This is a genomic window from Kitasatospora sp. MAP12-44, from assembly GCF_029892095.1.
GTDB lineage: Bacteria > Actinomycetota > Actinomycetes > Streptomycetales > Streptomycetaceae > Kitasatospora.
In genome coordinates, this window is sequence record NZ_JARZAE010000004.1 from 2,837,572 (window position 1) to 2,858,860 (window position 21,289).

A 21,289-nucleotide genomic window follows, 5' to 3' on the forward strand; every position below is an offset into this window, starting at 1 on the left:
TACTGCCTCTACGATTCGGCCAGGATCTGGCCCACGTACCGTGCCACCGCTCGCACCGCCCCCATTGTGCCCGGATAGTCCATCCGGGTGGGGCCGATCACACCCAGTTTTGCCACGCTCTCATCGCCCGAACCGTAACCGACGGAGACGACCGAGGTGGAATTCAGGCCCTCGTACTCGTTCTCCCGGCCGATCCGGACGGTCATCCCGGCGTCGGCGGTCTCACCCAGCAGGCGCAGCAGCACCACCTGCTCCTCCAGCGCCTCGAGCACCGGCTGGATGGTGAGCGGGAAGTCATGGCCGAATCTGGTCAGGTTGGCGGTGCCGGCCAGCATGATCCGTTCCTCGTTCTGCTCCACCAGCGATTCGAAGAGGGTGGAGAGGATCGTGGTGACGATCGGACGGTCGACCGCCTCGAAGGAGGACGGGAGGTCCTCCACCAGGGCCGGGACGTCCGGGAAGCGCCGGCCGCCGGCCTGGGCGTTGAGCCGGGCCCGCAGGTCAGCCAGGGTGGTCTCGCCCACCGGACCCGGGCAGTCGACGATCCGCTGCTCGACCCGGCCGGTGTTGGTGATCAGCACCAGCATGACCTTGCTCGGCGCCAGCGCCAGCAGCTCGACGTGCCGGACGGTGGACCTGGTCAGCGACGGGTACTGGACGACCGCGACCTGCCGGGTCAGCTGCGCGAGCAGCCGGACCGTACGGGCCACCACGTCGTCCAGGTCGACCGCGCCGTCCAGGAAGTGGCGGATGGCGCGCCGCTCCGGCGCGCTCATCGGTTTCACCTCGGCCAGCCGGTCGACGAAGAGCCGGTAGCCCTTGTCGGTGGGGATCCGGCCCGCACTGGTGTGCGGCTGGTGGATGTAGCCGTCCTCTTCGAGGGTGGCCATGTCATTGCGGACCGTGGCCGGCGAGACACCCAGGTTGTGGCGCTCGACCAGGGCCTTGGAGCCGACCGGCTCCTCGGTCCCGACGTAGTCCTGCACGATGGCGCGCAGCACGGCGAGCTTGCGCTCGTCGAGTTGGCGGACCTCCAGGCGGCCGGCGTCGAGCAGGTGGCTGGTGTCCAGGCGACTGGTGCGGGCGGGCGTGACACGGGGGCCCGAAGGTCCGTCGGATGTGGACGACCGGCCGGGCGGGCGGGGGTCGGACTCTGCTTCATCGAACATGGCACGCACCTCCCTCTTCGCACGTTGTCCTGGTACCCAGGTCTTGTGGTGTCCTGTGACGGGTTTGGCACTCGGGCGAGCCGAGTGCCAGAACCGTACCTGCCAGTGTAAGGCCCGGGTCCGTCAGCAGGAACGCCCTGTCCCTGGATGCCGCGCGGATCACTTCCGGGCACGGGTGGTGCCTGCGGGGGAACTAAGTGGCAGCATCGACAGCAACCGAGAGTGATTTCCAGAGGAGCAGCCATGTCGGCATCAGGTCCCCACACCCGCTTCGCCCCCGACCGCGGGCTGACGGGGCGGATGGTCACCACCATGTTCCTGATCGGTCTGCTCTACGTGGGCTTCACCGGTGTGCTGATCGTCCTGCTGAAGGGAGCCTGGCCGCTGATCGTGCTGCTGTCCGGCGGCCTGTTCATCGCCCAGTTCTGGTTCAGCGACAAGATCACCGAGCGGGCGATGGGCGCCCGGCCGGTCACCCCCGAGCAGTACCCGCAGCTGCACGGCACCATTGACCGCCTCTGCGCGCTGGCCGACATGCCGAAGCCGCGGGTCGCGGTGGCCGACAACGACATGCCCAACGCCTTCGCCACCGGGCGCAACCAGAACAACTCGGTGATCTGCGTGACCACCGGACTGATGCGCCGTCTCGACCCGGAGGAGCTGGAGGGCGTGCTCGCCCACGAGCTCTCGCACATCGCCCACCGGGACGTCGCGGTGATGACCATCGCCGGGTTCCTCGGCGTGCTGGCCGGAGCGATCACCCGGATCGCGCTCTACAGCGGGATGATGGGCGGCGGCAACCGCAATAACAACAACAACGACAACGCCGCCCTGATGATCCTCGTGGTCACCGCGGTCAGCGTGGTGGTCTACGCGCTCAGCTTCCTGCTCACCCGGATGCTCTCGCGCTACCGCGAGCTGGCCGCCGACCGGGCCGCCGCCCAACTCACCGGGCGTCCCAGCGCACTGGCCTCGGCGCTGACCAAGGTGACCGGGCAGATCGCCGCCATCCCGACCAAGGACCTGCGCAAGGCGCAGCCGTACAACGCCTTCTACTTCGCCCCCGCGCTCAGCGCGCGCGACGCTGCCTCCCAGCTGCTGTCCACGCACCCCTCGCTGGAGCAGCGGCTGGAGCAGCTGGGCAAGATCTCCGCCGAACTGGGACGCTGAGCCCGGTCGGTACAAGCCCGACTCGTCACCTGTCTGGAAGGAACGACCCGTGGGATTCCTGGACGCCCTGCTCGGCCGCAGCAAGCCGGTGCGGCCCGACCTCGACCAGCTCTTCGGCGTGCCCTCGGCCGCGCTGACCCTGGAGGCGGCCGCCGGGTTCCGGCCCACCGGCCTCGGCTCGGTCTGCTTCGCCGCCGTCGAGGGCGGGGCGTTCGGCGAGGTGGAGCGCCAGATCCGCGCCCTGCTGGACGCCGACACGCCCAACGGCGGCGTGCCGGTGGAGGCCAGCCAGGACGAGTACGGCTACTCCTGGCTGCTCGCCCGGCACACCCCCGAGGAGCTCCCGGAGCTGGTCAACGACCTGCACGCGGTCAACAGCGAGCTGGAGGCGAACGGCTTCGGCCCGCAGCTGCTCTGCTCGCTGGTGGGCTTCCGCAACGAGGCCGGGCAGTCGCTGGCCCTGGTGTACCTCTACAAGCGCGGGACGTTCTTCCCGTTCGCCCCGATGCGGGGTGGCGGGGAGCGTCGCAACAGCCCGCTGGAGCTCCAGGTGAAGGCGATGCTGGGCAACGACCTGCGGGTGGAGTCCGACCTCAGCCGCTGGTTCCCGGTCTGGGGCGCTCCGGGGCTGTAACACCGGTCTAAAGTCGCTGACTATGCGGAGCACTCACTACGGACCTGACCTCACCCCGCCCTGGAAGCGGCAGCAGCCCGCGCCGGAGGTGGCGGCCGAGCGCGACCTGGTGGTGGAGGACGCCGCCACCGGCTTCTGCGGGGCGGTGCTGCGCTGCGAGAAGACGGCGGAGGGATTCACCGTCACGCTGGAGGACCGGTTCGGCAAGCAGCGGGTCTTCCCGCTGGTCCCGCGCGGGTTCCTGCTGGAGGGCAAGGTCGTGACCCTCGTGCGGCCGTCCGGCCCGGCCACCGCGCGGGGCCCGGCCCGGACGGCCTCCGGCTCGCTGGCGGTCCCCGGCGCCCGGGCCCGGGTCGCGCGGGAGTCACGGATCTACGTCGAGGGCCGGCACGACGCCGAGCTGGTGGAGCGGGTCTGGGGCGACGACCTGCGGATCGAGGGCGTCGTGGTCGAGTACCTGGAGGGGATCGACGACCTCCCGGCGATCGTCGCGGAGTTCGCCCCCGGCCAGGGGCGGCGGCTGGGCGTCCTGGTGGACCACCTGCTGCCCGGCACCAAGGAGCAGCGGATCGCCTCCCAGGTGACGGGGGACGCGGTGCTGGTGGTGGGGCATCCGTACATCGACGTCTGGGCGGCGGTGAAGCCGTCCAGCGTGGGCATCGCGGGCTGGCCGGACGTCCCGCGCGGCGAGGAGTGGAAGGAGGGGGTCTGCCGCCGTCTTGGCTGGCCGGTGGACACCCCGGCCGCCTGGAAGCGGATCCTCGCCTCGGTCAACTCCTACCGGGACCTCGACCCGGCGCTGCTCGGCCGGGTCGAGGAGCTGATCGACTTCGTCAGCGAGCCGGGGCTGTAGTCAGTCGACCAGGTCGCGGACCACCGCGTCGGCCAGCAGCCGCCCGCGCAGCGTCAGCACCGCGCGGCCCTCGGCGTAGGCCCGCGCCGCGAGCAGCCCGTCTGCCAGGGCGCGCTCGGCGGCCCGCAGGCCCTGCGGGGCCAGCAGGGTGAGCGGGCAGCCGTCGACCAGCCGCAGTTCGAGCAGGATGCGCTCGACCCGGCGGTCCTCGTCCGGCAGGACCTCGCGCCCGAGCGCGGGAGTGCGCCCCTCCGCGAGCGCCTGGGCGTACGCCGCCGGGTGCTTGGCGTTCCACCACCGCACCCCGCCGACGTGGCTGTGCGCGCCCGGGCCGGCGCCCCACCAGTCGGCTCCGGTCCAGTACAGCTCGTTGTGCCGGCAGCGACCGGCCTCGCTGGTGGCCCAGTTGGAGACCTCGTACCAGGAGTACCCGGCGGCGGCCAGCGCCTCCTCGGCGATCAGGTAGCGGTCGGCGTGCACGTCGTCGTCGACCATCGGCAGCTCGCCGCGCTTGATCCGGGCGGCCAGCTTGGTGCCGTCCTCGACGATCAGCGAGTAGGCGGAGACATGGTCGGGCCCGGCGCCGATGGCGGCCTCCAGCGAGGCCCGCCAGTCGTCGTCGGTCTCGCCCGGCGTGCCGTAGATCAGGTCCAGGTTGACGTGCTCGAAGCCGGCCGCGCGGGCCTCGGCGACGCAGGCCTCCGGCCGCCCCGGCGTGTGGTGGCGGTCCAGCAGCTGCAGCACATGCGGGCGGGCGCTCTGCATGCCGAAGGAGATCCTGTTGAAGCCGCCCTCGCGCAGCTCGGCCAGGTAGGCCGGGTCGACCGACTCCGGGTTGGCCTCGGTGGTGATCTCGGCGCCGTCGGCGAGCCCGAACTCCGAGCGGATCGCGGCCAGCATCGCCACCAGGTCGCGGGCCGGCAGCAGGGTCGGCGTGCCGCCGCCGAGGAAGACCGTACGCACCGGCAGGTCGGTCTCGCCCAGCACCCGGCGGGCGAGGCGGATCTCGCCGACCAGGTTCTCGGCGTAGGTCTCCTGCGAGGCCACCGCCCCCGAGGAGCGCAGCTCGGTGGCGGTGTAGGTGTTGAAGTCGCAGTACCCGCAGCGGGTCGCGCAGTACGGCACGTGCAGGTAGAAGCCGAACGGCCGCTCGCCCAGCCCCGTCAGGGCGTGGGCGGGCAGGGAACCGTCGGACGGCACGGGTTCGCCGTCGGGAAGTGCGGAGGGCATGCGTCCATTGTCCGGTACGGCCGGGGCGGGCCGTACCGGACCGGATGGCTCACGCTTCGTTGGCCCCCGCGTACATCTCGGTGACCGCGTCCGCGTAGGTCCGCTCGACCACCGGGCGCTTGATCTTGAGGCTCGGGGTCAGCTCGCCGTGCTCGATGTCCAGGTCGCGCGGGAGGAGGGTGAACTTCTTGATCGTCTGCCAGCGCTGCAGCTCGGCGTTGAGCTTCTTCACGAAGCCCTCGACCAGCGTGTGCGCCTCCGGCGAGGCGCACACCTCGGCGTACGTCCTGGCCGCCAGGCCCTTCTCCACCGCCCACGGCATGATCACCGTCTCGTCGAGCGAGATCAGCGCGGTGCAGAAGTTGCGCCCGTTGCCGATCACCAGGATGTTGCTGACGAACGGGCAGATCGCCTTGAACTTGCCCTCGACCTCGCTGGGCGCGACGTACTTGCCGCCCGAGGTCTTGAACATGTCCTTCTTGCGGTCGGTGATCCGGACGTAGCCGTCCTTGTCCAGCTCGCCGATGTCGCCGGTGTGGAACCAGCCGTCCGGCTCCAGCACCTCGGCGGTCTGCTCGGGCAGCTCGTGGTAGCCGCGCATCACACCGGGGCCGCGCAGCAGGATCTCGCCATCCTCGGCGATCCGGACCTCGGTGCCCGGCAGCGGCCGGCCGCAGGTCCCCACCCGGATGTCCTCGGCGCGGTTGACCGTGGAGCCGGCGCTGGTCTCGGTGAGTCCGTAGCCCTCCAGGATCGGCACGCCGGCGCCCAGGAAGAAGTAGCCGAGCTCGGGGGCCAGCGCGGCGCTGCCGGAGACGGAGCCGCGCAGCCGGCCGCCGAACGCGGCGCGGATCTTGGCGTACACCAGCTTGTCGGCGACCGCGTGCTGCAGCTTCAGGCCGAGCGGCACGCTCTCCCGACCGGTGGCGATGCGGCTGGCCTGGGCGGTCCGGGCGTAGTCGCGGGCGACCTTGGCGGCCCACAGGAAGATCTTGTACTTGGCGCCGCCCTCGGCCCTGGCCCGGCCCGCGATGCCGTTGTAGACCTTCTCGAAGATCCGCGGCGCCGAGGCCATCAGGGTGGGCCGGATGACCGGCAGGTTGTGGATGATCCGGTCCACCCGGCCGTCCACCGCCATCACATGGCCGGTGGAGATCTGGCCCGAGATCAGCGTCTTGCCGAAGACATGCGACAGCGGCAGCCACATGAACTGCACGTCCTCCGGACGCAGCAGCCCGCTCTCGTGCTGGGCCGCCCCCTCGTACGCCCAGCAGTCGTGCACCAGGCGGACGCCCTTGGGCCGGCCGGTGGTGCCGGAGGTGTAGATGAGGGTGGCCAGCTGCTCGCGGTCCAGCGCGGCGACGGCCTGCTCGACGGCGTCCGGGTGCTCCTTGAGGTAGCCGGCGCCGCGCTCCTCCAGCTCCGCGAGGGTGAGCACCTCAAGGCCGGCCACCTCGACCGGCTCGGCGGGCGCGTCGAAAAGGATCACCTGGGCGAGTGCGGGCAGCACCTCACGCTGGGCGACCACCTTGTCGAGCTGGGCGGAATTCTCGGCGAACATCGCCTTGCTCGCGGAATTTGCGAGAATGAACGCCGTCTCATCCGCGTTGGTGCTCGGGTAAACAGTTGTGGTCGCGGAACCGGCACACATGTTGCCGAGGTCTGCGATGATCCATTCGAGCCTGGTGGAGGAGGCGATCGCGACCCGGTCCTCGGCGCGGACGCCTAGGGACATCAGGCCGGCGGCCACGTTCTTGACCCGTACGGCGGTCTGCGCCCAGGTCAGCGAGCGCCACTGCTCTGCCCCGGGCGTGCTGTCGGCCGCGTGCTCGTCCACCGGGACCGGGAACCGGTAGGCCTCGGCGTCAGGTGTGGCCTCTACCCTGCTGAGGAAAAGGTGTGCGACCGACGCTGGGCGCCCGGCAACCTTGTCGGAGCCGATCACGGATTGCGCTGAACTCAACGAGACCTCCGGGGGACCAGGTGGCCGAGGGCGGACATCGAGCGGAGGTGAGGGGGGCCGCCCGACGGGCTTGTTAACTGGCTGGTAACTAGACAGGCGCCAGCCTAGGGGCTAAGAGGCCGTTACGTAAGAGGGGTGCGGAGTCTGGCACGACACGCCGGCCCCAGTGCAGTGGACAGCGCAAAACCGGCAGCCCGGACACGGTAATCCCGTCCGGCGGCCGGATGGAAGACCCAAAATGGGGATGCGAATCCCCCTGCCGACCATGAGAGTGTCCGAGTGCTGATCCGACTTCTCAGGGCCCATCTCCGGCCCTACACCAAACCGATCGTCCTGCTGGTCCTCCTCCAGCTCATCTCGACCATCGGCAACCTCTACCTGCCGACACTCAATGCCGACATCATCGACAAGGGCGTGCTCACCGGCAACACCGGCTACATCATGCGGACCGGCGGGGTGATGATCGGCGTCACCATCGCGCAGGCCCTCTGCTCGATCGGCGCGGTCTACTTCGGCGCCCGCACCGCGATGGCGATCGGCCGGGACATCCGCGCCACGGTCTTCGACCGGGTGCAGAGCTTCTCCGCCCGCGAGCTGGGCCAGTTCGGCGCCCCTTCGCTGATCACCCGCACCACCAACGACGTCCAGCAGGTCCAGATGCTGACGCTGATGACGTTCACCCTGATGGTGGCCGCGCCGATCATGTGCGTCGGCGGCATCGTCATGGCGCTCAACCAGGACGTCCCGCTCTCCGGCCTGCTGATCGTGGTGGTACCGCTCCTCGGTGTCATCGTGACGCTGCTGGTCCGCCGGCTGCGCCCGCAGTTCCGCAGCATGCAGGAGCGGATCGACAAGGTGAACCGGATCCTGCGCGAGCAGATCACCGGTATCCGGGTGATCCGGGCCTTCGTCAAGGACGGCCACGAGCAGGCCCGCTTCGGCGGGGCCAACGACGAGCTGACCGACGCCTCGCTGCGGGTCGGCCGCCTGCTGGCCCTGATGTTCCCGTCCGTGATGATGGTCGTGAACATCTCCAGCGTCGCCGTGCTCTGGTTCGGCGCGCACCGGATCGCCGACGGCGGGATGCAGATCGGCGCCCTGACGGCGTTCCTCTCCTACCTGATGCAGATCCTGATGAGCGTCATGATGGCCACCTTCATGTTCATGATGGTGCCGCGCGCCGAGGTCTGCGCCGAGCGGATCATGGAGGTGCTCTCCACCGACTCCAGCGTGGTCCCGCCGTCCGCTCCGGTCACCGAGATGCGCGACCACGGCCAGTTGGAGCTGCGCGGCGTCGAGTTCCGCTTCCCGGGCGCCGAGTCGCCCGTGCTGCGCGGCATCGACGTCGACGCCCGGCCCGGCCAGACCACCGCCGTGATCGGCAGCACCGGCAGCGGCAAGAGCACTCTGCTCGGCCTGATCCCGCGGCTCTTCGACGCGACCGGCGGCGAGGTGCTGGTGAACGGCGTGAACGTCCGCGAACTCGACCCCGCGCTGCTCGCCGAGACCGTCGGCCTGGTGCCGCAGAAGCCGTACCTGTTCACCGGCACGGTGGCCAGCAACCTGCGCTACGGACGTCCGGACGCCACCGACGAGGAGCTCTGGCAGGCGCTGGAGACCGCGCAGGCCAAGGACTTCGTCGAAAAGCTGGACGGCGGCCTGGAGGCCTCGATCGCCCAGGGCGGCAGCAACGTCTCGGGCGGTCAGCGCCAGCGGCTCGCCATCGCCCGCGCGCTGGTCCGCCGCCCGCAGGTCTACCTCTTCGACGACTCCTTCTCCGCGCTCGACTACGCGACCGACGCCCGGCTGCGCAAGGCGCTGGCCCGGGAGACCGCCGACGCCACGGTGCTGATCGTGGCTCAGCGCGTGAGCACCATCCGCGACGCCGACCGGATCATCGTCCTGGACGAGGGCGTGGTCGTCGGCAGCGGAACGCACCACGAGCTGATGGCCGACAACCCGACATACCGGGAGATCGTGCTCTCCCAGCTCACCGAGCAGGAGGCGGCGTGACCACCGCGAAGACCCCGACCACCACCACGAAACCCGCCGTGGTCAACGCCTCCGCAGAGGCGGCCGCACGGCGCGGGCCGGGCGGCGCAGGCCGCTTCATGGGCGGTCAGGCGGCCGAGAAGTCGATGGACTTCAAGGGCTCCGGCAAGCGGATGCTGGGGATGCTCAAGCGCGAACGGGCCGCGCTCAGCGGCGTCGTCGCGCTGGGCACGCTCAGCGTCGGCTGCGCGGTGATCGGGCCCAAGATCCTCGGTCAGGCCACCGACCTGATCGTCAAGGGGGCGACCGGCGGGAGGTTCCGGGCCGGCCTGACGCACGCCCAGGCGGTCGCACTGGTCCGTCAGCAGAGCGGCGACCACCTCGCCAGTGTGCTCAACGCGATCGACTTCACCCCCGGCCAGGGCATCGACTTCGGCGCCATCGGCACCGTGCTGCTCTGGGTGCTGGCCATCTACGTCGCCTCCGGCCTCTTCGGCATACTGCAGGGCCGGCTGGCGGCCGGCGCGATCAACCGCACGGTCAACCGGCTGCGCACGGATGTGGACACCAAGCTCTCCCGGCTGCCGCTGAGCTACTTCGACAAGCAGTCGCGCGGCGAGGTGCTCAGCCGGGTCACCAACGACATCGACAACATCGGCCAGTCCATGCAGCAGACCATGGGCCAGGTGGTGAACTCGCTGCTCACCATCGTCGGCGTGCTGGCGATGATGTTCTGGATCTCCTGGATACTCGCGCTCATCGCGCTGATCTCGGTGCCGCTCTCGGTGGTCGTCGCGGCTCGGGTCGGCAAGCGGGCCCAGCCGCAGTTCGTCTCCCAGTGGAAGACCACCGGCAAGCTCAACGGCCACATCGAGGAGATGTACACCGGCCACTCGCTGGTGAAGGTCTTCGGCCGGCAGAAGGAGGCCGCCGAGATCTTCCGCCAGGAGAACGACGCGCTCTACGGGGCCAGCTTCAAGGCGCAGTTCATCTCCGGGACCATCCAGCCCGCGATGATGCTGATCAGCAACCTCAACTACGTGCTGGTCGCGGTGGTCGGCGGTCTGCGGGTGGCCAGCGGCGCGCTGTCGATCGGTGACGTGCAGGCATTCATCCAGTACTCGCGGCAGTTCAGCCAGCCGCTCACCCAGGTCGCCTCGATGGCCAACCTGGTGCAGTCCGGCGTCGCCTCGGCGGAGCGGGTCTTCGAGCTGCTGGACGCCGAGGAGCAGTCCGCCGAGCCGCTGCACCCCGAGCGGCCGGCCGAACTGCGCGGCCTGGTCTCCTTCGAGGACGTGGCCTTCCGCTACGAGGCCGACAAGCCGCTGATCGAGGACCTCTCGCTCAAGGTCGAGCCCGGCCACACGGTGGCGATCGTCGGCCCGACCGGGGCCGGCAAGACCACCATGGTCAACCTGCTGATGCGGTTCTACGAGGTCAGCGGCGGGCGGATCACCCTGGACGGGGTGGACATCGCCGCGATGTCCCGCGAGGACCTGCGCTCCGGGATCGGCATGGTGCTCCAGGACACCTGGCTGTTCGGCGGCACGATCGCCGACAACATCGCGTACGGCTCGGTGGCGGCCACCCGCGAGCAGGTGATCGAGGCGGCGAAGGCCGCGCACGTCGACCGCTTCGTCCGCACCCTGCCGGACGGCTACGACACCGTGATCGACGACGAGGGCACCGGGGTCAGCGCGGGCGAGAAGCAGCTGATCACCATCGCCCGGGCGTTCCTCGCCCAGCCCAGCATCCTGGTGCTGGACGAGGCCACCAGCTCGGTGGACACCCGTACCGAGGTGCTGATCCAGCGGGCCATGGCCACCCTGCGCACCGGCCGCACCAGCTTCGTCATCGCCCACCGGCTCTCCACCATCCGGGACGCCGACGTGATCCTGGTGATGGAGAACGGCTCGATCGTCGAACAGGGCTCGCACGACGACCTGATCGCCTCCGGCGGCGCGTACGCCAAGCTCTACCAGGCGCAGTTCGCCCAGGCCGTCGCCGAGACGGCCTGACCCTCACACATGCCGAAGGCCACCACCCGCAGCGGGTGGTGGCCTTCGGTGTGCCAGGTACGTCTACTTCTTGGCGTCCTTGGGGCTGTCCGCGTCCGTCGACAGCGCGGCGATGAAGGCCTCCTGCGGGACCTCCACGCGGCCGACCATCTTCATCCGCTTCTTGCCCTCCTTCTGCTTCTCCAGCAGCTTCCGCTTCCGGGAGATGTCACCGCCGTAGCACTTGGCGAGGACGTCCTTGCGGATCGCGCGGACCGTCTCACGGGCGATCACCCGCGAGCCGATGGCGGCCTGGATCGGCACCTCGAACTGCTGGCGCGGGATCAGCTTCTGCAGCTTGCCGGCCATCATGACGCCGTAGTTGTAGGCCTTGTCCTTGTGCACGATGGCGGAGAAGGCGTCCACCGCGTCACCGTGCAGCAGGATGTCGACCTTGACCAGGTCGGCGGTCTGCTCGCCGATCGGCTCGTAGTCGAAGGAGCCGTAGCCGCGGGTCTTGGACTTCAGGATGTCGAAGAAGTCGAAGACGATCTCGGCCAACGGGAGGGTGTAGCGCAGCTCCACCCGCTCCTCGGAGAGGTAGTCCATGCCCTGCATGTTGCCGCGGCGGCCCTGGCAGAGCTCCATGACGGCGCCGACGAACTCGTTGGGCACCAGGATGGAACCGCGGACCACCGGCTCGTGGACCTCGGAGATCTTGCCGGTGGGGAACTCGCTCGGGTTGGTGACGGTGTGCTCGCTGCCGTCCTCCATCACCACCCGGTAGACCACGTTGGGGGCGGTGGAGATCAGGTCGAGGTTGAACTCGCGCTCCAGCCGCTCCCGGACGATCTCCAGGTGCAGCAGCCCGAGGAATCCGCAGCGGTAGCCGAAGCCCAGCGCGACCGAGGTCTCCGGCTCGAACACCAGGGCGGCGTCGTTGAGCTGGAGCTTGTCGAGGGCGTCGCGCAGCAGCGGGTAGTCGCTGCCGTCCAGCGGGTAGAGGCCGGAGAAGACCATCGGACGCGGGTCCTTGTAGCCGCCCAGCGCCTCGGTCGCACCCTTGTGCATCGAGGTGATGGTGTCACCGACCTTGGACTGCCGGACGTCCTTCACACCGGTGATGATGTAGCCCACCTCGCCGACGCCAAGGCCGTCGGAGACCCGCGGCTCGGGCGAGATGACACCGATCTCCAGCAACTCGTGCGTCGCGCCGGTGGACATCATCTGGATGCGCTCGCGCTTGGTGAGCTCACCGTCGACCACCCGGACGTAGGTCACCACGCCGCGGTAGGTGTCGTAGACCGAGTCGAAGATCATCGCGCGGGCCGGGGCGTCCTTGACGCCGACCGGGGCCGGGACCTTGGCGACCACGTGGTCCAGCAGGTCCTCGACGCCCAGGCCGCTCTTGGCGCTGACCTTCAGGACGTCCTCCGGGTCGCAGCCGATGATGTGCGCGATCTCGGCGGCGTACTTCTCCGGCTGGGCGGCCGGCAGGTCGATCTTGTTGAGGACCGGGATGATCGTGAGGTTGTTCTCCAGCGCCAGGTACAGGTTGGCGAGGGTCTGCGCCTCGATGCCCTGCGCGGCGTCCACCACCAGGATGGTGCCCTCACAGGCGGCCAGCGAACGGGACACCTCGTAGGTGAAGTCGACGTGGCCGGGCGTGTCGATCATGTTGAGGATGTGGGTCGTGCCCACGTTGTCGCCGGTCTTCGGCGCCCACGGGAGGCGGACCGCCTGCGACTTGATGGTGATTCCGCGCTCGCGCTCGATGTCCATCCGGTCGAGGTACTGGGCACGCATCTGCCGCGGGTCGACGACGCCGGTGATCTGCAGCATGCGGTCGGCGAGGGTGGACTTGCCGTGGTCGATGTGGGCGATGATGCAGAAGTTGCGGATCAGCGCCGGGTCGGTACGGCTGGGCTGTGGCACGTTCGTAGGGGTCGCGGGCACCTTGGTCCGATTCTCCGTTGCTCCGGGGGCCGGGTGCTCGCCCCGTCTTTCAACAGAAGGAGCCGCTTCCCGGGGACCGGACGGTCTCGTCCGATCGACATGGCTACCACCATCCTCCCACGAGCCCGCTCCGCCACCGCGTCCAGCTCTTCCCCGCCGGGCGGCGGCGCCCGTACGCTGCCGGGCATGATCTTGGAAAGCGCAACGCTGAATGTGCTGCCCGGCCGCGAGGACGAGTTCCTCGCCGCCTTCGCGCAGGCCAAGCCGCTGATCGCGGGCCGGCCCGGGTTCCGCGGACTGGAGCTGCGGCGCTGCCTGGACGAGGGGCTCGGCTCGCGCTTCCTGCTCCAGGTGCGGTGGGAGCAGCTGAGCGACCACACCGAGGGCTTCCGCCGCTCGGCGGAGTACGAGCGGTGGCGCGAGCTGCTGCACCACTTCTACGCGCCGTTCCCCTCGGTCGAGCACTACGGGGAGCCGGTCCACCGCGCCTGACCGGTTTGGGGTGGGTGGGACGCCCCTGGTACCGTAGGTCGCTGCACCTCACCTCGGCATGCCCTCTCAGCCTGACCGGGGTGGCGGGTGCATCCGAGTTCAGACCGAATAGACAAGACTGAGGCTCCTTCGTGGCGAACATCAAGTCCCAGATCAAGCGCAACAAGACCAACGAGAAGGCGCGCCTGCGCAACAAGGCCGTCAAGTCCTCGCTGAAGACCGCTGTGCGCAAGGCCCGTGAGGCCGCTGCCGCCGGTGACGTCGAGAAGGCCACCGTGCTGGCCCGCGCGGCCTCCAAGGCCCTCGACAAGGCCGTCAGCAAGGGTGTCATCCACAAGAACCAGGCCGCCAACAAGAAGTCGGCGATCACCAAGCGCGTCACCGTTTCGGCCTGATTTCAGCTTTAAGCCTTACCCCCCTCGGGTGATACCGGCCCTCTACCCGGAGCCCTGAGGCGCACGACAGCGTACCGCACGCGGCCTGCGTTCGCCACGCGGGTGCGGTGCACACAGCAGAGCGGCAGGCGCCGCGGCCCTTCCCTTCGGGGGACGGCTGCGGCGCCTGTCGGCGTTTGCGGCTTGCGGCTATCCTCTGAGCCGCGCTCAGTTCTGCCTCGTCGTTCTGCCTCGTCACGCTCCGCTGCGCCCTGGGGACGCCCATGTCGACACCACAGCAGACCACCCGCGGCTACGCCGTGCCGCCGGCGCCGGGGGCTTTCCCTGGGCCGGGGGCTTTTACTGGGCCAGGGCCTTCGGGTGAGCCGAGTCGCAGCAGGCGGGTCCTGCGGCGGGCGGTGTGGGGCTTCACGGGCGCGCTGCTCGCCTCGGCGGTCTGGACGGCCGTGGTGTGGTCGGTGCCGTCGATGGTCGTGACAGCCTCCTCCCCGCTGCCGGTGGGCGGCTACCGGACCCCCGACGACCTGTGCGCCGCGGTGCGGTTCGTCAGCTTCGACCGGCTCTACCCGGTCGCCTCCGGGGCGCCGTACCACTACACGACCCGCACCCCGGCGCTCGACGACATGTACTGCAGCCAGTACCTCAAGCGGGTGGCCGACGACAGCGGCTACATCACCCTCTCCATGGAGGTGCAGCTGCATCGGGCGGTGAGCGCGGCGCCCGAGTTCGACGCCCAGCGCGGCGGCTTCGAGCAGCGCGACTTCGAGGTCGGCGATGTCCCGGGCCTGGGGGATCGGGCCTTCGTGGCCTTCCTCGACGACCACAGCGGGTCGGACCCGACCCGGCACTACCTGACCCAGAGCCTGTTTGTCCGGGACGGGGCGCTGACCTGCTATCTGACCTGGTCGGGCTCCTACCAGGCGGGGAAGGAGAGCGCACCGGACCGCGAGAGCGTCCGGGAGGCGCTGGTGATGGACACCCGGGACGCGCTGCGGGCCATCGGCGGGCGCTGAACGCGCCGCGGGCGGCCGGACGGGCTCAGACCGGTCGGGTCCGGTCGGTCTCAGTACTGGCGGGCGCCCGCACGGGCGGCGCGGGCCACGGTGACGACGGCGCGCTCCAGGGCGAAGGCCGGGTCGTCGGAGCCGCCCTTGACCGCGGCGTCCGCCTCGGCGATCGCGATCAGCGCGGTGGCGACGCCATCGCCGGTCCAGCCGCGCATCTGCTGGCGGACCCGGTCCACCTTCCAGGGCGGCATGCCCAGCTCGCGGGCGAGGTCGGCCGGGCGCATCGAGCGGTCGGCGGAGGCCAGCCGGCCGATGCCGCGGACCCCGGCGGCCAGGGCGTAGGTGATGCCGGTCGGCGGCTGGCCCACGGCCAGCGCCCAGCGCAGCCGTTCCAGGGCCTCGGCGGCCCGGCCGGTCACCGCGAAGTCGGCCACCTCGAAGCCGGTGGCCTCGGCACGACCGCTGTAGTAACGGGCGACCACGCGCTCGTCGATCGTCCCCTCGACGTCGGAGGTGAGCTGGCTGCAGGCCGCCGCCAGCTCGCGCAGGTCACTGCCGAGCGCGTCCAGCAGGGCCTGGCAGGCCTCGGGGCTGGCGGAGCGGCCGAGCGTCTTGAACTCGCCGCGGACGAAGGCGATCCGCTCGCCGGCCTTGGTCAGCTTGGGGCAGACGACCTCGCGGCCGCCCGCCTTGCGGCCGGCGTCCAGCAAACCCTTGCCCTTGACGCCTCCCGCGTGCACCAAGATCATGATCACTTCCTCGATCGGGGAGTCGAGGTAGGCCTTGACCTCTTTGACCGAGTCGGCACCGAGGTCCTGGGCGGCACGGATCACGATGACCTTGCGCTCGGCGAAGAGCGACGGGGTGGTGAGCTGGGCGAGGCTGCCGGGCTGGAGGCCGCCGGGGGCGATGTCGCGGACGTCGGTGTCGGGATCCGCCGCTCTCGCCGCAGCCACCACCTGGGCGACCGCGCGGTCGAGCAGCAGCTCCTCCTGGCCGACCGCGAGGGTCAGCGGGGCGAGCAGGTCGTCGGGTGCACTCTTCCTGGCCATCGCCTACCAGCATCCCACGGGGGGCCGACAGCTCCGGGCCGCGCGGGCGGGCGGGACGACCGCAGCAGCCACAATGGACGGGTGACCGACCATGACATCGATGACCGGCCCGTGACCACCGGGCGCCAGCTGCTCGTCCTCGCCGACCGCGACTCCGCCGAGGAGGTCGCCGGGGAGCTCACCGCGCGGCGGCCGGAGTTGGGCCCGTTGGAGCTCGTACGCGACGCGCTGGCAGGCGAGGACGACGCCGAGGACGCCCAGTGGCTGGTGGTCCTGGAGGCCCCGGCCGTGACCGGGGTCTGGGACCACGAGCTGCTGGCAGTGGTCGACGCGGTGTTGGCCGAGCACGACGGATGGCGCGAGGACGGCTGAGCCCGCCCAGGGCGACCAGGGCAGGATCCAGCCCGCCGGGGTTGCCGATGTCGGGTGTACCGGTATCCGGGTTGCCGGTGTCGGGACTGCCGGCGTCGGAGGTGTCCGGGGTGTCGGGGTGGGGGTGCACGAGTGCCCGTAGGCCTGCGGGGTCGTCGCCCAGGACGGCGATATCGCCCAGGCGGTCGGTACGCAGCACGGTGGCGCCCAGCGCGCGCAGGCGCTGCACCGTGCCCGCTGCCGGGTGTCCATAGGGGTTGTCCCGGCCCGAGGAGATGAGGGCCAGCCGGGGGCGCAGGGCCGCCGCCAACTCCCAGTCCTGGTGCGCCGAGCCGTGGTGGGCCACCTTCAGGACGTCCACCGGTCCCGGGCGCGCGCGGGTCAGCAACTCGGCCTGGGCGGCCGGCTCCAGATCGCCGAGCAACGCGAAGCGCAGCCGGCCGGCCGTCACCAGCAGGGCCACGCTGGCGTTGTTCGGACCCGGCGTGTCCAACCCGAGCGGACCGGCCGGCCAGATCACGTCCCAGGACAGCCCCGGACCCGCGTCCCGGTGCTCCCCCGGTGCGGCGCGGACCAGCGGGACATGTGCGGTCGCGGCCCAGCGGACCACCTTGGCCGCCTCCCCCGGCGGTGTGTCCAGGGTGGTCGTCTCGATGGCCCCCACCGCGCGCTGGTGCAGCACACCGGGCAGGCCCTCGCTGTGGTCGGCGTGGTAGTGGGAGAGGATGACGAGCGGGATCCGGGTGATGCCCAGATCCCGCAGACAGGCGTCGGCGGCCGCTGGGTCGGGGCCGGTGTCGACCACGACCGCCGTGTCCGGGGCCTCCTCGCCGCGCGGCACCGGCAGGACGAGCAGGTCGCCCTGTCCGATCGAGCACATGACGAGCCGCCAGCCGACCGGCGGCCAACCGGTCGCGATCCGGACCAGTGACGGCGGGCGCAGCAGAAGCAGGAACAGCGCGGTCACGAGGAGCACCGGGATGAGCAGCCTGCGGCGTCGGCTCGGCGCAGGTGGCCTGGGTGTGGGCATCAGCAGGGAGGAGGGCTGCCGGGGGGCGGGGACGCCGGGTGCGGCCGCTGTCGACTTGGCGTCGGAGTCGAACGGCACCACCTCGGAGTCCGGTGGCGTGCGGAAGAACAGCGGGGCGGCGCTGACGGCGGCAGCGATGGCGACGGCCAACAGCGCAGCACCTGGCCAGCCCGGGGTCCAGGCGAACTCGGCTCCGGGCAGGGCGGCTCCGTAACGCGCCACGGCGACCAGCCATTCGGTCGGCACGGCGGCGAGGCCGGCCAGGAACTGGGCGACGCCCATCGAGAACGGGGAGGTCACCAGCGCGCCGAATCCCAGGAGCGTCGCCGGCGCGACGGCCAGCTCGGCGAGGAGGTTGCAGGGGATCCCCACCACACTCACCCGGGGCGCCAGCAGGACTGTCGCCGGCGCGCAGAGCGCCTGAGCGGCGGCGGCTGCCGCAAGCCCGTCGGCGAGATGGTGCGGCCAGCCGCGCTCCCGCAGCGCCGCCGCCCAACGTCGCCCGAGGGTCAGCAGACCCGCCGTGGCGAGCACGGAGAGCAGAAAGCCGTACGAGCGGCTCAGATAGGGATCCACCAGGACCAGCACGAGGACCGCACCGGCCAGCGCCGGAACGGCCTGCCGCGGTCTGCCCATGGCCAGGGCGAGAAGGCCGACCAGGCCGGTCGCCGCTGCCCGCAGCACGCTCGGGTCGGGGCGGCAGAGCGTCACGAAGGCCAGCGTCAGCGCGGCTCCCAGCAGCGCGGCGATCCGCAGCGGGAGCCCCAACAGGGCTGCCAGGCCGCCGCGTTCGGCTGTGCCGGCGCGGCCCGGGGCACCGAGCAGGACCGCCAGCACGATCGAGAGGTTGGCGCCGCTGACCGCGATCAGATGGACCAGGTCGGTGACGTGGAAGGCCTCCTGCAGCTCGTCCGGAAAGCCGGAGGTGTCACCGATGACCAGGCCCGGGAGGAGCGCCCGGGCGTCCGGGGACAACTCCTCGCACGCTTGGCGCAATCCGCTCCGCAGCCGCCCCGCGAGCTGCTGCACGGCGCTGGCCTGAGCCAGCAGCCGGGGATGCCCCTCGGCGAGCAGGGAGATGCCCGAGTCCACCCGCTGCCCGGAGGACGGCAGCACCCGCACCTCGGCGGCGAGCCGGGTGGACGGCAGCAGGCCCTGCCATGCCTGCACGTCGCGCGCGCGGACCACGACGGTGACGGGGGTCCTGGTTCGCGTCCTGGTGGGGGGAGCGGGAGGAGCGGGAGGAGGGGTGGAAGAAGGAGTAGTGGCGGGGCGGGTGCTGGAGGCCGTCGACGGCGCGGTGACCTGGTCGGCGGTGGCTTCGACGGTGAGCAGATCCTGACCAGGGGCGGAGCCCTTCGTCCGAGAGGTGTGGGTGTGCGGGTCACCCGTGATCGTCAGCTCGACCTCGACGGCGCGCACGGGCTGGTCGGCCGGGACGGCGCGGGCCAGCGCCGGTAGCGGGCCGCGGTGCAGGTCCGCCGTCTGCAGAACGGTGCAGACCGTGGAGGCCGCGGCGCTCAGCAGTACCGCCGCGGTCACGGCCAGCGCTGCCGTGCCGGCTACCCGCCGCTGGCGCCGGATGCGCCAGATGCGCCGACTGCCGAACAGCAGCACGACGGCGACCACGGCAGCGAGTCCGGCCCCGATCAGCAGCAGCGGTGCGTACCGGGCGTCGGCGTCGACCAGCAGAGCCGCCGACAGCCAGGCCGCCAGGGCCGGCGGCAGCAGGCGGAGATCCATGCCGTCCGGGCGATGTGCTGACAGGCCATCGACTTCTCGGGCCGCGTGAGGCACCGGAACCATCCCTTCGTTCGGGAGCGCATCCACTGGACGTGGCGGTCGGTCAGAGAGTGAGCAGCGGTTTGAGTTCGGCTAGCTTGCGCTCACCGATGCCGCTGATCTGGCGGAGCTGGTCGAGTGAGCGGAAGCCCGCGTGGGAGCCGCGGAAGTCGATGATGTGTTGGGCGAGGACCGGCCCGACCCCTGGCAGGGCGTCAAGCTGCTCCACCGTTGCCCGGTTCAGACTGATCGGCGCACGCCGAGCGGGCGTGGCGGCCTGACCCGGTGGCGGAGACGGTGCCCCCACCAGGATCTGCTCACCGTCGACCAGGACCCGGGCCAGGTTGAGCTCGTCGGTGTTCACCCCGGACTGGGCACCGCCGGCGGCCCGGATCGCATCGGCCACCCGCGATCCGCCCGGCAGTGAGCGGACCCCGGGGTCGGCCACCCTCCCCGCGACGTCGACCACCACGGCGGCGACGGGCGCCCCCACCGCGTCCGCCGCGCCCTCGACCGCGGCGCCCGGTGCAGAGGCCGGCACGGCGCCCGCGCCCCGCGCGACGGCTGCTGCCGCCGCTGCCGGGCCACCCGCCGGTCCGGGTGAGCCGGCGGCGGTGATGGAGGCGACTGGCACGGCGACGGCCTGCGGCCGGCCGAACCAGAAGTGCTGGACCGCGTACGCCACGGCGATCAGCAGAAGCACGCTGAGACCGAGGACGGCCTTTCGGTCCACCCAGCGGAGGGAGTGGAGAGCCGCGGGCAGCCGGGGCCGGAAGGAGCGGTGGGCACCCGGAGGACTGGAGGGATCGGAGGGAGGTGAAAGGCCGTCAGCGGCGCGCGTGTCAGCGAGCGGCGAGGACGGCGGCGGGAGCCGTGGGAGCGCCGCGACATCGTCCGGGCCGACGTCGACCGGGGCGGCCGTGACGGGGCCGGGAGGAACGGGGTCGGGAGCGGCGGGGTCGGGAGGAACGGGGGCCTGCGCGGATCGTCGGCGGTCGCGGCGCCGCCCGTAACCATTGGGCCAGTCCTCAGGGAGGACCCGCGAGGACGGCGCAGCAGGGTGCGTCTCGGCGGAAGCGGGAGCGGGAGCGGCGGCGACCAGGTGGTCCTGGTCCGCCACCGCGAAGAGGTGGGTCATCCGGTGCCGGAAGACCTCGGTGGTCTCCCGGCGGCGCGCCAGCGCCGGGTTCAGGCTGCTTCGTGTGGTTCCCATGGACACGAAGGTAAGGACGAACGGAGTCCCCGGCGGAAACAGGAAAATTCCTGTGGACAACCCCGCGCCTGTGGACAACCACCGTCCCCCACATGGCTCAGCGCGGCGAGACGACCACGGCCAGCAGCCCGGGACCGGCGTGCGCGCCGATCACCGCGCCGACCTCCCCCACGTAGAGCTCGCGCAACCCCGGCACCCGCTCCCGCAGGCGCTCGGCGAGCGGCTCCGCGCGGTCCTCGGCGGCGAGGTGATGGACCGTGATGTCCACCTCGGCCTCCCCCGCCTGCTCGACCGCGATCTCCTCCAGCCTGGCGATCGCCCGCGAGGCGGTCCGGACCTTCTCCAGCGGCTCGATCCGGCCGCCGGAGAGGTGCAGGAGCGGCTTCACCGCGAGAGCCGAGCCGAGCAACGCGCGCGCCGCCCCGATCCGGCCGCCGCGCCGCAGGTACTCAAGGGTGTCGACGTAGAAGAAACCATGCGTGGCGGCCGCCCGGCGCTCCGCCGCGGCGGCGACCCCCGCCAGGTCCTGGCCGTCCGCGATCGCCTCAGCGGCGGCCAGGACGGCGTACCCCAGGGCCATGCCGACCATCCGGCTGTCCACCACGCGGACCGGCAGCTCGGCCTCGGCCGCCGCGAGACGGGCGGCCTCGCAGGTGCCGGAGAGCTCCGCGGAGAGGTGCAGCGAGACGACCCCCGCCGCACCCGACTCCGCCGCAGCACGGTAGGCGGCGGCGAAGGTCTCGGGGCCCGGGCGCGAGGTGGTCACCCGGCGCTTGGACCGCAGCGCCTCGGCGACGTCCTTCGGGGAGATCTCCACGCCCTCGGTCAGCACCTCGTCCCCGACCACCACGCTCAGCGGGACCACCGTGATCCGGTGCCGGTCGACGGCGTCCTGGGGCAGGTAGGCCGTGGAGTCGGTGACAAGTGCGAGGTGGGCGGGCATGAGCCGGAGGTTACTCCCCGAACGCCACGGAGGACAGCG

General features: G+C 71.3%; 16 protein-coding genes and 1 pseudogene. 9 read left to right on the top strand and 8 right to left on the bottom strand.

The genetic code is table 11. The features are described 5' to 3' along the window. Window positions 1–8 precede the first annotated feature (8 nt). Window positions 9–1,169: a heat-inducible transcriptional repressor HrcA gene (hrcA, locus tag P3T34_RS13335; protein WP_280666255.1), complete on the bottom strand. Its 1,161-nt coding sequence runs from the start codon at window positions 1,167–1,169 to the stop codon at window positions 9–11. A 243-nt stretch (window positions 1,170–1,412) separates the two neighbouring features. Here hrcA and htpX point away from each other — a divergent pair, with 243 nt between their 5' ends. The 3 genes from htpX to P3T34_RS13350 are packed head-to-tail and all read left to right on the top strand — an operon-like array spanning window position 1,413 to window position 3,826. Continuing rightward, the gene (htpX, locus tag P3T34_RS13340) at window positions 1,413–2,339 is read left to right on the top strand and encodes a zinc metalloprotease HtpX (RefSeq protein ID WP_280666256.1); all 927 of its coding nucleotides are present in this window, start codon (window positions 1,413–1,415) and stop codon (window positions 2,337–2,339) included. Between the two features lie 49 nt (window positions 2,340–2,388). Beyond that, the gene (locus P3T34_RS13345) at window positions 2,389–2,973 is read left to right on the top strand and encodes a hypothetical protein (RefSeq protein WP_280666257.1); all 585 of its coding nucleotides are present in this window, start codon (window positions 2,389–2,391) and stop codon (window positions 2,971–2,973) included. Window positions 2,974–2,995: 22 nt separating this feature from the next. Then, complete coding sequence (locus P3T34_RS13350; protein ID WP_280666258.1) at window positions 2,996–3,826, top strand: DUF3097 domain-containing protein; 831 nt, start codon at window positions 2,996–2,998, stop codon at window positions 3,824–3,826. Here P3T34_RS13350 and hemW read toward each other — a convergent pair whose 3' ends face one another. Together hemW and P3T34_RS13360 are read right to left on the bottom strand one after the other, a co-directional pair. Further along, the gene (gene hemW / locus P3T34_RS13355) at window positions 3,827–5,056 is read right to left on the bottom strand and encodes a radical SAM family heme chaperone HemW (RefSeq protein WP_280666259.1); all 1,230 of its coding nucleotides are present in this window, start codon (window positions 5,054–5,056) and stop codon (window positions 3,827–3,829) included. Between the two features lie 49 nt (window positions 5,057–5,105). Further along, window positions 5,106–7,019 carry a long-chain fatty acid--CoA ligase gene (locus tag P3T34_RS13360; RefSeq protein WP_280666260.1) on the bottom strand — a complete coding sequence of 638 codons (1,914 nt, stop codon included), beginning with the start codon at window positions 7,017–7,019 and terminating at the stop codon, window positions 5,106–5,108. A 279-nt stretch (window positions 7,020–7,298) separates the two neighbouring features. Between P3T34_RS13360 and P3T34_RS13365 the strand changes: the two genes are divergently transcribed. Continuing rightward, the gene (locus P3T34_RS13365; protein WP_280666261.1) at window positions 7,299–9,032 is read left to right on the top strand and encodes an ABC transporter ATP-binding protein; all 1,734 of its coding nucleotides are present in this window, start codon (window positions 7,299–7,301) and stop codon (window positions 9,030–9,032) included. A 98-nt stretch (window positions 9,033–9,130) separates the two neighbouring features. After that, complete coding sequence (locus P3T34_RS13370) at window positions 9,131–11,029, top strand: ABC transporter ATP-binding protein (RefSeq protein WP_280672040.1); 1,899 nt, start codon at window positions 9,131–9,133, stop codon at window positions 11,027–11,029. 63 nt (window positions 11,030–11,092) lie between these two features. Here the strand turns inward: P3T34_RS13370 and lepA are convergent, their stop codons facing one another. Then, window positions 11,093–12,964, bottom strand: a complete 1,872-nt coding sequence (gene lepA, locus P3T34_RS13375; RefSeq protein ID WP_280666262.1) for a translation elongation factor 4 — start codon at window positions 12,962–12,964, stop codon at window positions 11,093–11,095. A gap of 186 nt (window positions 12,965–13,150) precedes the next feature. Here lepA and P3T34_RS13380 point away from each other — a divergent pair, with 186 nt between their 5' ends. The 3 genes from P3T34_RS13380 to P3T34_RS13390 all read left to right on the top strand — a co-directional run bounded on the left by P3T34_RS13380 (window position 13,151) and on the right by P3T34_RS13390 (window position 14,864). Then, complete coding sequence (locus tag P3T34_RS13380; RefSeq protein ID WP_280666263.1) at window positions 13,151–13,456, top strand: antibiotic biosynthesis monooxygenase; 306 nt, start codon at window positions 13,151–13,153, stop codon at window positions 13,454–13,456. 131 nt (window positions 13,457–13,587) lie between these two features. Next, a complete protein-coding gene (rpsT, locus tag P3T34_RS13385; RefSeq protein WP_280666264.1) occupies window positions 13,588–13,851 on the top strand; it encodes a 30S ribosomal protein S20 in 264 nt (87 codons plus the stop codon). 398 nt (window positions 13,852–14,249) lie between these two features. Further along, a complete protein-coding gene (locus P3T34_RS13390) occupies window positions 14,250–14,864 on the top strand; it encodes a hypothetical protein (RefSeq protein WP_280666265.1) in 615 nt (204 codons plus the stop codon). Window positions 14,865–14,914: 50 nt separating this feature from the next. Here P3T34_RS13390 and holA read toward each other — a convergent pair whose 3' ends face one another. Next, window positions 14,915–15,910, bottom strand: a complete 996-nt coding sequence (gene holA / locus P3T34_RS13395; RefSeq protein WP_280666266.1) for a DNA polymerase III subunit delta — start codon at window positions 15,908–15,910, stop codon at window positions 14,915–14,917. A gap of 111 nt (window positions 15,911–16,021) precedes the next feature. Here holA and P3T34_RS13400 point away from each other — a divergent pair, with 111 nt between their 5' ends. After that, window positions 16,022–16,282, top strand: coding sequence for a hypothetical protein (locus tag P3T34_RS13400; RefSeq protein WP_280672042.1), 261 nt, complete (start codon window positions 16,022–16,024; stop codon window positions 16,280–16,282). A 367-nt stretch (window positions 16,283–16,649) separates the two neighbouring features. Here the strand turns inward: P3T34_RS13400 and P3T34_RS13405 are convergent. From P3T34_RS13405 to P3T34_RS13415, 3 genes and pseudogenes are all read right to left on the bottom strand, one after another. Further along, a pseudogene (locus tag P3T34_RS13405) lies at window positions 16,650–19,118 on the bottom strand (ComEC/Rec2 family competence protein); the annotation flags it as partial. Window positions 19,119–19,158: 40 nt separating this feature from the next. Further along, a complete protein-coding gene (locus P3T34_RS13410) occupies window positions 19,159–20,307 on the bottom strand; it encodes a ComEA family DNA-binding protein (protein ID WP_280666267.1) in 1,149 nt (382 codons plus the stop codon). A 97-nt stretch (window positions 20,308–20,404) separates the two neighbouring features. Further along, on the bottom strand, window positions 20,405–21,250 hold the full coding sequence (locus tag P3T34_RS13415; RefSeq protein WP_280666268.1) for a DegV family protein: 846 nt from the start codon (window positions 21,248–21,250) through the stop codon (window positions 20,405–20,407). Between the last annotated feature and the right edge of the window lie 39 nt (window positions 21,251–21,289).

Excerpts from the sequence above, each read along its gene's own strand:
- hemW (WP_280666259.1), bottom strand. The coding sequence starts at position 5,056 with ATGCCCTCCGCACTTCCCGACGGCGAACCCGTGCCGTCCGACGGTTCC.
- holA (WP_280666266.1), bottom strand. The coding sequence starts at position 15,910 with ATGGCCAGGAAGAGTGCACCCGACGACCTGCTCGCCCCGCTGACCCTC.
- P3T34_RS13380 (WP_280666263.1), top strand. The coding sequence starts at position 13,151 with ATGATCTTGGAAAGCGCAACGCTGAATGTGCTGCCCGGCCGCGAGGAC.
- P3T34_RS13350 (WP_280666258.1), top strand. The coding sequence starts at position 2,996 with ATGCGGAGCACTCACTACGGACCTGACCTCACCCCGCCCTGGAAGCGG.
- P3T34_RS13410 (WP_280666267.1), bottom strand. The coding sequence starts at position 20,307 with ATGGGAACCACACGAAGCAGCCTGAACCCGGCGCTGGCGCGCCGCCGG.
- htpX (WP_280666256.1), top strand. The coding sequence starts at position 1,413 with ATGTCGGCATCAGGTCCCCACACCCGCTTCGCCCCCGACCGCGGGCTG.
- P3T34_RS13370 (WP_280672040.1), top strand. The coding sequence starts at position 9,131 with ATGGGCGGTCAGGCGGCCGAGAAGTCGATGGACTTCAAGGGCTCCGGC.
- hrcA (WP_280666255.1), bottom strand. The coding sequence starts at position 1,169 with ATGTTCGATGAAGCAGAGTCCGACCCCCGCCCGCCCGGCCGGTCGTCC.
- P3T34_RS13415 (WP_280666268.1), bottom strand. The coding sequence starts at position 21,250 with ATGCCCGCCCACCTCGCACTTGTCACCGACTCCACGGCCTACCTGCCC.